A 12,623-nucleotide genomic window follows, 5' to 3' on the forward strand; every position below is an offset into this window, starting at 1 on the left:
GCACCGTGCGGGCCTCATCGAGTACACAGGGAGCAACCGGAATGGGTTCGGTTCGCGTAGCCATCGTCGGTGTGGGCAACTGCGCCGCCTCGCTGGTGCAGGGCGTCGAGTACTACAAGGATGCCGACCCGGACAGCCGCGTCCCGGGTCTGATGCACGTCCAGTTCGGCGACTACCACATCAGCGACATCGAGTTCGTCGCCGCCTTCGACGTGGACACCAAGAAGGTGGGCCTGGACCTGGCCGACGCCATCGGCGCCAGCGAGAACAACACCATCAAGATCTGCGATGTGCCCACCAGCGGTGTGACGGTGCAGCGCGGCCACACCTACGACGGTCTGGGCCGGTACTACCGGGAGACCATCGAGGAGTCGGCCGAGGAGCCGGTCGACATGGTGCGGGCGCTCAAGGACGCCCAGGCCGACGTTCTGGTCTGCTACCTGCCCGTCGGTTCCCAGACGGCCGTCGAGTTCTACGCCCAGGCCGCGATCGACGCCGGGGTGGCGTTCGTCAACGCGCTGCCGGTGTTCATCGCCGGTACCAAGGAGTGGGCGGACAAGTTCACCGAGGCCGGCGTCCCGATCGTCGGTGACGACATCAAGTCGCAGGTCGGCGCGACCATCACCCACCGGGTCATGGCAAAGCTGTTCGAGGACCGGGGCGTCATCCTGGACCGCACGATGCAGCTCAACGTCGGCGGCAACATGGACTTCAAGAACATGCTGGAGCGCGACCGGCTGGAGTCCAAGAAGATCTCCAAGACCCAGGCCGTCACCTCCCAGATCCCCGACCGGGACCTGGGCGAGCACAACGTGCACATCGGCCCCTCCGACTACGTCGCCTGGTTGGACGACCGCAAGTGGGCGTACGTGCGCCTGGAGGGCCGTGCCTTCGGCGACGTTCCGCTGAACCTGGAGTACAAGCTGGAGGTCTGGGACTCCCCGAACTCGGCCGGTGTCATCATCGACGCGCTGCGCGCCGCGAAGATCGCCAAGGACCGGGGCATCGGCGGCCCGATCCTGTCGGCCTCCTCCTACTTCATGAAGTCCCCGCCCGTGCAGTACTTCGACGACGCGGCGCGGGAGAACGTCGAGAAGTTCATCAAGGGCGAGGTCGAGCGCTGACGCAGCGCCGGTCGTTTCCCGCCCCCGGCGCCGAGCGACGGCGCCGAGAGGTCAGCGGGCGGGGCGGCGCTCCGGACTGAGCGCGCGCCACCGAGCCGGGTCCGCACCACCCGGCACATGCGGACGGGGTCGTGTTTCACGTGAAACACGACCCCGTCCGCATGTGCGGCCCCCGGCGCGGGCCGCGGACTCAGCCCTCCACGAGCCGGTCGTAGTGCGTGGTGGTGTGCCGCAGGTGCGCCACCATCTCGTCGCCGACGTGCGGCTCGGGTGCGTCGGCCGGCACGGACAGGATCGACACCTGCATGTGCGGCGGCTCCGCGAACCACCGCTGCTTACCGCCCCAGACGAAGGGGGAGAGGTTGCGGTTCACGGTGGCCAGGCCCGCCCGTGCGACGCCCTTGGCCCGCGAGGTCATGCCGTGCAGCGCCTTCGGCGCCTCCAGGCCGACGCCGTGGGAGGTGCCGCCCGCGACCACCACGAGCCACCCGTCGTGCTGCGCCTTCTGCTGCCGGTAGCCGAACCGGTCGCCCCGGGCCACCCGCGTGACGTCCAGCACGGAACCCCGGTACTCGGTCGCCGTGTGGTCCCCCAGCCACAGCCGCGTCCCGATGCGAGCACGGAACCGGGTCTGCGGAAACTGCTGCTGGAGGCGGGCGAACTCGTCGGCACTGAGGTGGCTGACGAACATCGTCTCCAGCGGGAGCCGGGCGGCGCGCAGCCGGTCCATCCAGCCGATGACCTCCTCGACGGCGTCCGAGCCGTCCGTGCGGTCCAGCGGGAGGTGGATGGCGAAGCCTTCCAGCCGCACGTTCTCGATCGCGGCGTGCAGCTTGCCGAGGTCCTGCTCCGCGACGCCGTGCCGCTTCATCGAGCTCATCACCTCGACGACGACCCGGGCGCCGACGAGCGAACCCACGCCGTCCACCGAGGAGACCGTGCGGATCGCCCGGTCCGGCAGCGGCACCGGCTCCTCACCGCGCCGGAACGGCGTCAGGACGAGCAGGTCACCGCTGAACCAGTCCTTCATCCGGGCGGCCTCGTACGTGGTGCCGACCGCCAGGATGTCGGAGCCGAAGCCGGTGACCTCCTCCGCCAGCCGCTGGTGACCGAACCCGTAGCCGTTGCCCTTGCAGACCGGCACGATGCCCGGGAACTGCTGGAGCACCGACTGCTGGTGCGCTCGCCAGCGAGGGGTGTCGACGTAGAGGGAGAGCGCCATGCCGGTGGGTGACCTTTCTCGTGTACGGGGCGTGGTGCGGATCAGGCGTCAGCGTCGCGACATGTAGATGTCGAGCGCCTTGTGCAGCAGCTTGTTGAGCGGGAAGTCCCACTCACCGAGGTACTCCGCCGCCTCCCCACCGGTGCCGACCTTGAACTGGATCAGGCCGAAGAGGTGGTCGCTGTCGTCCAGCGAGTCGGAGATGCCGCGCAGGTCGTAGACGCCGGCCCCCAGGGCGTAGGCGTCCTGCAGCATCCGCCACTGCATGGCGTTGGACGGCCGCACCTCGCGCTTGTGGTTCGCGGAGGCGCCGTAGGAGTACCAGACGTGGCCACCGACGACGAGCATCGTGGCCGCCGCCACGTTCTCACCCTCGTGCCGGGCGAAGTACAGCCGCATCCGGTTCGGGTCCTCGTTGTTGAGCGCCTTCCACATCTGCTGGAAGTAGCCCACCGGGCGCGGGCGGAAGCGGTCGCGCTCGGCCGTCACTTCGTACAGGCGCTGCCATTCCGCCAGGTCCTCGTAGCCACCCTGCACCACCTCGACGCCGGCCTTCTCGGCCTTCTTGATGTTGCGCCGCCAGAGCTGGTTGAAGCCCTTGTGCACCTCGTCCAGACTGCGGTTCTCCAGCGGCACCTGGAAGACGTAGCGCGGCTGGACGTCACCGAAGCCGGCGCCGCCGTCCTCGCCCTGCTGCCAGCCCATGCGGCGCAGCTTGTCCGCCACCTCGAAGGCGCGGGGCTCGATGAACGTGGGCTCCACGTCCCGCAGGCGCTTGACCTCGGGGTCCTGGATGCCCTTCTTGATGGCCGCGGCGTTCCAGCGCCGGATGACCACCGGCGGGCCCATCTTCACCGAGAACGCGCCCTTGCCCTTGAGGTGGGCGAGCATCGGTTTGAGCCACTCCTCCAGGTTCGGCGAGTGCCAGTTGATCACCGGACCCTCGGGGAGGTAGGCCAGGTACCGCTTGACCTTGGGAAGCTGTCGGTAGAGGACGAGGCCCGCGCCCACCAGTTCGCCGGTGCGGTCGTCGAACCAGCCCAGGTTCTCCGCGCGCCACTCGGTCTTCACGTCCGCCCACGCGGGCACCTGGCAGTGGCTCGCCGAGGGCAGGGACCGGATGTACGCCAGGTGTTCCTCGCGGCTGATGGTCCTCAGGGTCAGGCTCATACGGGGGCGCTCCTCCGGCGTACTTCGCAGGGTCTGGCGCGAAGCCTACTCGTCGGGGCGCGCGCCCCACGTGGTGTCGAGGGCGGCGCCGCACCGCCGACCGCGCGGGGCGGCGGTGCGGCAACCGGAACCGAGGCACGCCGGGACGGAGCACGCCGGACGCGGAGCCGACGTCCGGCGACCGCGCGCCGACGTGCGCGACCGCCGAGCTGGCGTCGCCCCGGGCGCGGGGACGTGTCCGCCGCCGGCCGAGCCGCCGCCCCGTCACTCCCGGCGCCCGCCTCCGTCGTCCCGGGAGGCCGCTCCCCGCGCCGGAGAGCCGGGGCCCGTCAGCCGAGGAGGCCGCCGAAGAGGCCGCCGTGGGACATGCCGAGGTAGAAACCGAAGGCCGAGGCACCCAGGCCGATGACCAACAGGAACCGCTCCGCGGTCGTCGCGGAGATCATCTGGCCCCACAGCCCGACCCCGATGCCGATCAGCCCCGCCCACGAGGCCAGCAGATGGAGGCCGGGGAAGAGGGACGTGACGGCCGCGACCGCGCCCAGCACGATCACCGCCACGGCGAAGGCGTTCTCCCGGGGGTGCGCCTGGCCGTCGGTGTCGAGGAAGGAGAGGGGGCCGTGGTGTTGCCTTGCTGCCTGCGCCATGAGGCACCTCCTACCGGTCGGCGGTGTGCTGTGGCACCGCTCACACCCGATGTGTCCAGGTTGCGGGGTGCTCGGCCCGGATTTCAACCGGGAGGGCCGTGGCGGGTAGGCTGTGGCGTCTGCACCGGTGTCTGCCGTGCCCGCCTCCGCTCCCCAGGCCGAACGCCCGGGTTGTCAGTGGCGGGGGGTACAACGGCAGGGACCGTGGCGTCACGCATACGACCCTCCTGCCACGGAACGACCGTGGCCGCCGAGTCCAGAGGAGGTGGGTTACACATGCGTCACTACGAGGTGATGGTGATCCTCGACCCCGATCTCGACGAGCGCTCCGTCTCGCCGCTGATCGAGAGTTTCCTGGCCGTTGTCCGCGAGGGCAAGGGCAAGGTCGAGAAGGTCGACACCTGGGGGCGTCGTCGTCTCTCCTACGAGATCAACAAGAAGCCCGAGGGGATCTACTCGGTCATCGACCTGCAGGCCGAGCCCGCGGTCGTCAAGGAGCTCGACCGTCAGATGAACCTGAACGAGTCGGTTCTCAGGACCAAGGTCCTCCGTCCCTCCGTCCGCTGAGTCACCCGACACCAGCGCACGAAGGTCCCGAGTAGCAGCGCTACGCAGCCCAAAGCAGCCAGCAGCACGCCGAGAGGTACCCCATGGCAGGCGAGACCGTCATCACGGTCGTCGGCAATCTCGTCGACGACCCCGAGCTGCGCTTCACCCCTTCCGGTGCGGCGGTCGCGAAGTTCCGCGTCGCGTCCACCCCCCGGACCTTCGACCGGCAGACCAACGAGTGGCGGGACGGCGACAGCCTGTTCCTCACCTGCTCGGTCTGGCGGCAGGCGGCGGAGAACGTCGCCGAGTCCCTCACCCGGGGCACCCGGGTCATCGTGCAGGGCCGCCTCAAGCAGCGGTCGTACGAGGACCGTGAGGGGATCAAGCGCACGGTCTACGAGCTGGACGTCGACGAGGTCGGCGCCAGCCTGCGCAACGCGACCGCGAAGGTCACCAAGACCACCGGGCGCGGCGGCCAGCAGGGCGGCGGCTGGGGCGGCGGTTCCGGCGGCCAGCAGGGCGGGGGCAACGCCCCCGCCGGCGACCCGTGGGCGACCGGCGCTCCGGCGGGCGGCGGCCAGCAGGGCGGCGGTGGCGGCGGCGGCTGGGGCGGCGGCTCCAGCGGCGGCGGCTACTCGGACGAGCCCCCGTTCTGACGGCCCGCACAGGCCCGACGGCGGCGGGTTCACCCGCACACTTCTTGAACTCACTGGAGAGAGACCATGGCGAAGCCGCCTGCTCGCAAGCCGAAGAAGAAGGTTTGCGTGTTCTGCAAGGAGAAGATCTCCTACGTCGACTACAAGGACACGAACCTGCTGCGGAAGTTCATTTCCGACCGCGGCAAGATCCGTGCCCGCCGGGTCACCGGCAACTGCACCCAGCACCAGCGCGACGTCGCGACGGCCGTGAAGAACAGCCGTGAGATGGCGCTGCTCCCCTACACGTCCACCGCGCGATAAGGAAAGGGTGACCGACATGAAGATCATCCTGACCAACGAGGTCTCCGGCCTCGGCATCGCCGGCGACGTGGTCGAGGTGCGCGACGGGTACGCCCGCAACTACCTGCTCCCCCGGGGTTTCGCGATCCGCTGGACCCGTGGCGGCGAGAAGGACGTCGAGCAGATCCGCCGCGCCCGCAAGATCCGCGAGATCACCACGATCGAGCAGGCGAACGATGTCAAGGCGCAGCTTGAGGGCACCAACGTGCGCCTGAAGGTCCGCGCCGGCGACGGCGGCCGCCTCTTCGGCTCCGTCACCCCCGCCGACATCGCCACCGCGGTGAAGTCGGCCGGCGGTCCCGACGTGGACAAGCGCCGCATCGAGCTGGGCTCGCCGATCAAGACCCTGGGCGCGCACCAGGTCTCGGTCCGGCTGCACACCGATGTCGTCGCCAAGGTCGGCGTCGAGGTCCAGGCCGCGTGAGGTCGACGCACGCCTGACCGGCTACGCAGCGGGCCGCACCCTGCCGGGTGCGGCCCGCTCGCGCGTCCGGGCCCGCTCGCAGGCGCCCTCCGCAACGCCCGCAACGCCCGGGGCGCCCGGGGCGCCCCGCGCGCCCCCGCCGCGCCGCGGTCGCTCCGCCCAGCGCCCCTACCGTCCACGCGCGTCCGCCCCGGTCGTGCGTCCGGGCCGCGGCCGCGCGGTCGCACCGTTCAACCCGTGCGCGTGCCCGTCCGGCCCGTGCGCGGCCGTCGCCCTCACACGCGGACGGAGCCCGTCACGACCCACCGGCCAGAGCGCGCCCGCCACCAGAGGGTGACCATTCGCGTCGCCATCATCACCCCGGCCACCGTCCACCACAGCGCCGTCAGCCCACCGCCGAGTGTGGGCACCAGCAGGGCCACGGGGGCGAACACCGCGAGCACCGCGAGCATGGCCCAGGCCAGGTACGGCCCGTCCCCGGCGCCCATGAGCACGCCGTCGAGCACGAAGACGACGCCCGCGATCGGCTGGGTGACGGCGACGACCAGGAGCACGGGCAGCAGCGCGGCGTGCACCGCCGGGTCGCTGGTGAACAGCGGCAGGATCAGCGGCCGGGCCAGGGCGACCAGCACCCCGAGCACGACGCCGGACGCGATGCCCCACTGCACCATGCGCCGGCACGCCGCCCGCGCCCCGACCGCGTCTCCGGCGCCGAGGTAGCGGCCGATGATGGCCTGCCCGGCGATGGCGATGGCGTCCAGCGCGAAGGCCAGCAGCGACCACAGCGTGAGGGTGATCTGGTGCGCGGCCACCGGAACGTCGCCCAGCCGGGCGGCGACGGCGGTGGCGATGAGCAGCACGGCGCGCAGGGACAGCGTGCGGACGAGCAGCGGCGCCCCCGCCTGGGCGCAGGCGCGGATGCCCGCGGCGTCCGGGCGCAGGGACGCGCCGTGGCGGCGGGCGCCGCGGACGACGACTCCGAGGTAGACGGCGGCCATGGCGCACTGGGCGATCACCGTGCCCCACGCGGAGCCCGCGACGCCCCACCCGGCCCCGTAGACGAGCGCGAAGTTCAGCAGGCCGTTGGCGGTGAAGCCGCCGATGGCCACGTACAGCGGCGTGCGGGTGTCCTGGAGGCCGCGCAGGACCCCGGTGGCGGCGAGCACGATGAGCATCGCGGGGATGCCGAGGAGGCTGACGCGCAGGTAGGTGACCGCGTGGGGCGCGGCCGTGGCCGAGGTGCCGAAGGCGTCGACCAGGGCGGGTGCGACGGGGTAGCCGACGGCCAGGACGCACAAGCCCAGCAGGAGGGCGAGCCAGATGCCGTCCATACCCTGGCGGATGGCGGCGGGCAGCTCGTCGGCCCCGACCCGGCGGGCGACGGCCGCGGTCGTGGCGTAGGCGAGGAAGACGAAGACGTTGACGCCCGTGGTGAGGAGGGCGGCGGCGACGCCCAGGCCGGCGAGCTGGGGCGTGCCGAGGTGGCCGACGATCGCGCTGTCGGCCATGAGGAAGAGCGGCTCGGCCACCAGGGCGCCGAAGGCGGGGAGCGCCAGGGCGAGGATCTCCCGGTCGTGGCGGCGCGCGCCGCGCCCGCGGGACGGCGCGGCGGCGGCGCCGTCGTCGGCGGGACGGGGCGAGCGGTCGCGGGAGCTGGAGGGGGAAGCGGGCATGTCGGTGATACAAACATCCACAGGTAATGATCGCAAGCCCATTCTACCCATTACTGTCACCGTGGGCCAGCCGGGTGCCACCCCCGGAGTCCGAGGAACTTCCGCCGTGTGGCGAAGTTTTTTTCCTGCACAGCCCGTGGACGGCAAAGGCGCAGGTGAAACGCCGTTGGGCGGACTCGGCTCGGGCTTCTCCACAGTGCTGTCCCCCGCGCCGTACACAGGTTGGCCGGGGTTCTCCACAGGATGTGCGGCGTCACCCACAGAGGCCTGTGGATAACCAGATTGGCCCAGCTCGGTGGGGGCCGTAGCGTTGTCCGGCGCCCGCCTCTCGTTCCCCTCTGCTTCGCCGCGAGCCTGTCGCGCCGTAACCGGAGTCGGGTGGCTCTGTTGTCAGAGCCGTGCCGTAGGAAGAGGTGCACTGCGGCGCGGCACGGGAGGAGGCGGCGGGATGGCTCGGCCCGAGCACCTGCAGGACCCGTGGGCGACGGCGGCCCCCGCGACGCGCGCGGGCGACCGGCTGCCGGTGTCCCGCCCGCGGCGCGGCGCCGAACCGGACGGCGAGCAGCACGAACGCGGGCACGACGGGTTCCCCGCGGCCGACGGCTTCCCCGCCGACGGCTTCCCCGCCGACGGCGGCACCGGCGCGGGATCGGGCTCCGGCTCCGGCGGCTTCGACCCGGGCAGTCCCTTCGAGCGCGTCCCGCCCCAGGACCTGGGCGCCGAGCAGTCCGTCCTCGGCGGCATGCTGCTGTCCAAGGAGGCCATCGCCGACGTCGTGGAAGTCCTCAAGGGACCGGACTTCTACCGTCCCGCGCACGAGACGATCTACCAGGCGATCCTGGACCTCTACGCCAAAGGGGAGCCGGCCGACCCCATCACGGTCGCCGCCGAGCTGACGCGGCGCGGCGAACTGACCAAGGTGGGCGGCAACGGCTACCTGCACTCCCTGGTGCAGACGGTGCCCACGGCGGCGAACGCCGAGTACTACGCGGAGATCGTCCACGAGCGCGCGGTCCTGCGCCGCCTGGTGGAAGCGGGCACGCGCATCACCCAGATGGGGTACGCGGCCGACGGTGACGTGGACGAGATCGTCAACTCGGCGCAGGCGGAGATCTACGCCGTCACCGAGCAGCGCACGTCCGAGGACTACCTGCCGCTCACCGACATCATGGAGGGCGCGCTCGACGAGATCGAGGCCATCGGCTCGCGCAGCGGCCAGATGACCGGCGTCCCCACCGGCTTCACCGACCTGGACTCGCTGACGAACGGCCTGCACCCCGGCCAGATGATCGTCATCGCCGCCCGCCCCGCGATGGGCAAGTCCACGCTCGCGCTGGACTTCGCCCGCGCCTGCTCGATCCGGCACAACCTGCCCAGCGTCATCTTCTCGCTGGAGATGGGCCGCAACGAGATCGCCATGCGCCTGCTGTCCGCCGAGGCCCGCGTGGCCCTGCACCACATGCGCTCCGGCAGCATGACGGACGACGACTGGAACAAGATCGCCCGCCAGATGCCGCAGGTGACCGACGCGCCGCTCTACATCGACGACTCCCCGAACCTGACGATGATGGAGATCCGCGCCAAGTGCCGGCGCCTCAAGCAGCGCAACGACCTCCAGCTCATCGTCATCGACTACCTGCAACTGATGCAGTCCGGCGCCTCACGCCGGCCCGAGTCCCGCCAGCAGGAGGTCTCGGAGATGTCGCGTAACCTCAAGCTGCTCGCCAAGGAGCTGGAGGTCCCCGTCATCGCCCTCTCCCAGCTCAACCGCGGCCCGGAACAGCGCACGGACAAGAAGCCGATGGTCTCCGACCTGCGTGAGTCCGGCTCGATCGAGCAGGACGCGGACATGGTGATCCTGCTGCACCGCGAGGACGCCTACGAGAAGGAGTCCCCGCGCGCAGGCGAGGCCGACCTCATCGTCGCCAAGCACCGCAACGGCCCCACCGCCACCATCACCGTCGCCTTCCAGGGCCACTACTCCCGCTTCGTCGACATGGCCCAGACCTGAACCGTGCACGTTGTAGGTTCCCTGTTTCCGTGTCATTTTCTCCGCCGTCGTGTCATGCCGATGGCACTCCTGACACCCGCTGGAGAACCACAGTTCAAAGGCATCACCCGATCATGTGGTGCCCCTGAACTTTGCCTCCTGCGGTACGTGCGCGATGCGACTCTCCTCATGTCGGGCTGAGTGGCCGACAGGGGGTGGATCGTGGATGTCGGACCGGCTGACGACGTTATGGTGAGCCGCCGTCGTGTCGATGGGAGTGTTGAGCAGGACCGCCCCTGGGAGGCTGCGGAGATCTCCCGGCTGCCGCAGGCGTCGCCGTGGCGTACGTTCCGCTGGTACAGCGGGCAACGGCACAACTCGGGTACGTACTGGTCGGCGACGGTACGCGACCACGTGATCTAGGAGTCGAGGCTGGAGCTTGCGCGGCTGCTGCTCGCTGACTCAGATCCGTCGGTACGGCACATCGCGGCCCAGCCGTTCCTGCTGAAGGCGCGGGTGCAGGGCAAAGTCCGCAAGCACAACCCGACTACCCGCTGCTGGCCCGGGAGGGGCCGCTGGTCGTCGGTGTGAAGCGAGTCGCCTGCTGGAGACGCCGGAGGTGGCCTTCACCTTTGCCTGGACACGCCAGGTCGTTCAGGGTCGCGGGTGGGGTATCAGGTGCTGAGCGAATCGGAGCTGGCGTTGTTGGAAGCAGTCGATGGGGCCGTCGTGGACGGGATGCCCATCGAAAAGGCCCTCGGCGCGGTGGACGGGTCTGCCCCGGAGCTTGTTCGGTGCGGGGTCTTGCGCTTGCTGTGGTCGGGTCGGTTCACGACGACCACTCCCACGGCCTTCGGGCGTCAAGTCATCCGGGCCATCCGTGACCTGCAAGGCGCCACCGCGGCCAGTGAGGAAACCACGCGTCAGGTGGCTGTCGACTCTTGACCCAACCGGTGTCTGCGAGATCTGAAGACGTCTGACGACTTGCCTTCTATCCAGTCTTCTGCACGTGAGTGGTCCCGGCATCAAGGGGAGTGCCGTCGGCGCTGGTCGGCACGATCTCTGGCACAGGGGTGCCGTGCTCGTCGACCAAGGTGGAGTGCGCCTCGTCCGGAGCGAAGGCGTGGCGTTCCCCCCACTGCCGCAGGGTGAGGATGACGGAGAAGAGATCGCGGCCGGCGTCGGTGAGCACGTATTCCTGACGGCGGCCTGACCGCGCGGTGCGCTGGGCGAGGAGCCCGTACGCAGTGAGCTTGCGCAGGCGCTCGGTGAGGATGTTGCGAGCGATGCCGGTGCGTCGCTGGAACTCGGTGAACGAGCGCGCCCCGTCCATCGCGTCGCGGATGACGAGAAGACTCCATCTGTCGCCGACGAGGTCGAGCGTGCGGGCGACGGGGCAGTCGGGGTCGGTCCAGTCGGGCTTCGGGGCGCGGGTGGTAGGGCGCGGCATGACACCTCTCAATGAGTTGCGGATTGAAACCAGTATGCCCTACCGTCAAAACGCTTGCAAATTGCTACTGATTGGGGTTGGGGTGCGATGGACGTGTGGCGGCGGCTGCTCCTCGCGGCGGTGTGTGGCGTCGCTGTGGCCAGCATCTACGCTGCGCAGCCGGTTCTGGAGCCGATGGGCCGGGATCTCGGTGTGCCGGCAGCACACACGGGGTGGATCGTGGCGACCGGCCAGTTCGGTTACTTGGCAGGGCTGGTGCTGCTGGTGCCGTTCGGCGATGTGGTCGTCAGCAGGCGCCGGCTCATCGTCGTGCACCTGGCGATCACCGCGACAGGCATGGTCCTCACGGCCTTGGCGCCAGCCGCATGGATGGCGTTCGTGGGGCTCGCGGTGGCAGGGCTGTTCGCAGTCGTCGTACAAACCACGGTGGCCTACGCCGCATCGGCCTCGCCGCCTGCCGAGCGAGGCCGGAACATTGGTGTCGTGACCTCGGGCGTTGTGGTCGGCATCCTGGGCGCGCGGGTCGTCACCGGCACGCTCGCCGATGTGTGGGGTTGGCGCAGCATCTATGCCCTGCTGGCGTTGCTGTTGCTCGGGCTCGCCGGTCTCGTTCTCGTCGCCCTTCCGTCAGAGGAGCGTCCGAGCCGACCCGCGGGATACAGGCAGGCCGTCGTTGCACTCGGCGGCCTGTTCGGTGAGCGTCTCCTGCTGACGCGCGGGCTCATCGCATTCTTCTTGTTCGCCTCGTTCGGAACGCTGTGGAGCGGGCTGTCCCTGCCGCTTGCGGACGCGCCGTGGCATCTGAGCGAGAGCCAGATCGGATTGTTCGGCATCGCGGGACTCGCTGGTGCCCTCGGCGCTGCTCGCGCGGGACGGTGGGCAGATGCGGGGCGGACGGCTCAGGTCGCTGGCTTCGCGCTCACCCTGCTCGTCCTCTCGTGGGTAGCGATCGCACAGCTTCCGTGGATACTGGGGCTCCTCATCGTCGGAGTCGTGGCCCTTGACTTCGCGGTCCAGGCTGTACATGTGAGCAACCAGCACCTGCTCACCACCGCGCACCCGGAGCGCACCAGCAGCGTCATCGGCGGCTACATGGTCTTCTACTCCCTCGGCTCCGCTCTCGGAGCAGCCGCAACCACCGCTATCTTCACCGCTCACGGCTGGGCGGGCTCCAGTCTCCTCGGGGCCGGATTCGCGGTCTGCGCGCTGGCCGTCTGGGCGACGAGTTGGCGAGTTTCCCGCGATAGCGCAAACATCCATCGCCCTCGGGACCCAGCGAGCGCGTGCGAGCCGTGGGGTGAGAAGCAGGAGGCGGAGCCAGCCGGCCGGTGACGAATAGCTGCGAAGTTTCGTGGGCGTTCTGTGGCTTCTACAGT

Annotated in this window: 12 protein-coding genes; 7 read left to right on the forward strand and 5 right to left on the reverse strand. The window is 70.2% G+C overall.

Annotated features, from left to right (window positions below; genetic code table 11):
• Positions 1–41 precede the first annotated feature (41 nt).
• Entirely contained in the window at positions 42–1,124 is a 1,083-nt protein-coding gene (locus tag OSB71_RS03450) for an inositol-3-phosphate synthase (RefSeq protein ID WP_265943999.1), read from the forward strand.
• A 190-nt stretch (positions 1,125–1,314) separates the two neighbouring features.
• Here OSB71_RS03450 and OSB71_RS03455 read toward each other — a convergent pair whose 3' ends face one another.
• From OSB71_RS03455 to OSB71_RS03465, 3 genes are all read right to left on the reverse strand, one after another.
• Positions 1,315–2,346, reverse strand: coding sequence for an alanine racemase (locus OSB71_RS03455; RefSeq protein WP_265944001.1), 1,032 nt, complete (start codon positions 2,344–2,346; stop codon positions 1,315–1,317).
• Between the two features lie 48 nt (positions 2,347–2,394).
• Positions 2,395–3,516 carry a lipid II:glycine glycyltransferase FemX gene (locus OSB71_RS03460; protein ID WP_265944003.1) on the reverse strand — a complete coding sequence of 374 codons (1,122 nt, stop codon included), beginning with the start codon at positions 3,514–3,516 and terminating at the stop codon, positions 2,395–2,397.
• 329 nt (positions 3,517–3,845) lie between these two features.
• Positions 3,846–4,163, reverse strand: a complete 318-nt coding sequence (locus OSB71_RS03465; RefSeq protein WP_265944005.1) for a hypothetical protein — start codon at positions 4,161–4,163, stop codon at positions 3,846–3,848.
• A gap of 276 nt (positions 4,164–4,439) precedes the next feature.
• Between OSB71_RS03465 and rpsF the strand changes: the two genes are divergently transcribed.
• The 4 genes from rpsF to rplI all read left to right on the forward strand — a co-directional run bounded on the left by rpsF (position 4,440) and on the right by rplI (position 6,134).
• The gene (gene rpsF, locus OSB71_RS03470; RefSeq protein WP_219046747.1) at positions 4,440–4,730 is read left to right on the forward strand and encodes a 30S ribosomal protein S6; all 291 of its coding nucleotides are present in this window, start codon (positions 4,440–4,442) and stop codon (positions 4,728–4,730) included.
• An 83-nt stretch (positions 4,731–4,813) separates the two neighbouring features.
• The gene (locus OSB71_RS03475; protein WP_265944008.1) at positions 4,814–5,368 is read left to right on the forward strand and encodes a single-stranded DNA-binding protein; all 555 of its coding nucleotides are present in this window, start codon (positions 4,814–4,816) and stop codon (positions 5,366–5,368) included.
• A 66-nt stretch (positions 5,369–5,434) separates the two neighbouring features.
• Positions 5,435–5,671: a 30S ribosomal protein S18 gene (gene rpsR / locus OSB71_RS03480; protein WP_003978893.1), complete on the forward strand. Its 237-nt coding sequence runs from the start codon at positions 5,435–5,437 to the stop codon at positions 5,669–5,671.
• A 16-nt stretch (positions 5,672–5,687) separates the two neighbouring features.
• Entirely contained in the window at positions 5,688–6,134 is a 447-nt protein-coding gene (gene rplI / locus OSB71_RS03485) for a 50S ribosomal protein L9 (protein WP_265944311.1), read from the forward strand.
• 275 nt (positions 6,135–6,409) lie between these two features.
• Here rplI and OSB71_RS03490 read toward each other — a convergent pair whose 3' ends face one another.
• A complete protein-coding gene (locus OSB71_RS03490; protein ID WP_265944023.1) occupies positions 6,410–7,807 on the reverse strand; it encodes an MATE family efflux transporter in 1,398 nt (465 codons plus the stop codon).
• A gap of 448 nt (positions 7,808–8,255) precedes the next feature.
• Here OSB71_RS03490 and dnaB point away from each other — a divergent pair, with 448 nt between their 5' ends.
• On the forward strand, positions 8,256–9,818 hold the full coding sequence (gene dnaB, locus OSB71_RS03495) for a replicative DNA helicase (RefSeq protein ID WP_265944024.1): 1,563 nt from the start codon (positions 8,256–8,258) through the stop codon (positions 9,816–9,818).
• Positions 9,819–10,788: 970 nt separating this feature from the next.
• Here dnaB and OSB71_RS03500 read toward each other — a convergent pair.
• Positions 10,789–11,247, reverse strand: coding sequence for a winged helix-turn-helix transcriptional regulator (locus OSB71_RS03500; protein ID WP_265944026.1), 459 nt, complete (start codon positions 11,245–11,247; stop codon positions 10,789–10,791).
• An 87-nt stretch (positions 11,248–11,334) separates the two neighbouring features.
• Here OSB71_RS03500 and OSB71_RS03505 point away from each other — a divergent pair, with 87 nt between their 5' ends.
• The gene (locus OSB71_RS03505; protein ID WP_265944028.1) at positions 11,335–12,579 is read left to right on the forward strand and encodes an MFS transporter; all 1,245 of its coding nucleotides are present in this window, start codon (positions 11,335–11,337) and stop codon (positions 12,577–12,579) included.
• Positions 12,580–12,623: the final 44 nt, after the last annotated feature.

Source organism: Streptomyces marinisediminis (assembly GCF_026262575.1).
GTDB classification, from domain to species: Bacteria; Actinomycetota; Actinomycetes; order Streptomycetales; family Streptomycetaceae; genus Streptomyces; species Streptomyces marinisediminis.

Coding starts and splice junctions, on each gene's coding strand:
- OSB71_RS03475 (WP_265944008.1), top strand. CDS start 4,814: ATGGCAGGCGAGACCGTCATCACGGTCGTCGGCAATCTCGTCGACGAC.
- OSB71_RS03505 (WP_265944028.1), top strand. CDS start 11,335: ATGGACGTGTGGCGGCGGCTGCTCCTCGCGGCGGTGTGTGGCGTCGCT.
- OSB71_RS03465 (WP_265944005.1), bottom strand. CDS start 4,163: ATGGCGCAGGCAGCAAGGCAACACCACGGCCCCCTCTCCTTCCTCGAC.
- rpsR (WP_003978893.1), top strand. CDS start 5,435: ATGGCGAAGCCGCCTGCTCGCAAGCCGAAGAAGAAGGTTTGCGTGTTC.
- rpsF (WP_219046747.1), top strand. CDS start 4,440: ATGCGTCACTACGAGGTGATGGTGATCCTCGACCCCGATCTCGACGAG.
- OSB71_RS03460 (WP_265944003.1), bottom strand. CDS start 3,516: ATGAGCCTGACCCTGAGGACCATCAGCCGCGAGGAACACCTGGCGTAC.
- rplI (WP_265944311.1), top strand. CDS start 5,688: ATGAAGATCATCCTGACCAACGAGGTCTCCGGCCTCGGCATCGCCGGC.
- dnaB (WP_265944024.1), top strand. CDS start 8,256: ATGGCTCGGCCCGAGCACCTGCAGGACCCGTGGGCGACGGCGGCCCCC.
- OSB71_RS03455 (WP_265944001.1), bottom strand. CDS start 2,346: ATGGCGCTCTCCCTCTACGTCGACACCCCTCGCTGGCGAGCGCACCAG.
- OSB71_RS03490 (WP_265944023.1), bottom strand. CDS start 7,807: ATGCCCGCTTCCCCCTCCAGCTCCCGCGACCGCTCGCCCCGTCCCGCC.
- OSB71_RS03500 (WP_265944026.1), bottom strand. CDS start 11,247: ATGCCGCGCCCTACCACCCGCGCCCCGAAGCCCGACTGGACCGACCCC.
- OSB71_RS03450 (WP_265943999.1), top strand. CDS start 42: ATGGGTTCGGTTCGCGTAGCCATCGTCGGTGTGGGCAACTGCGCCGCC.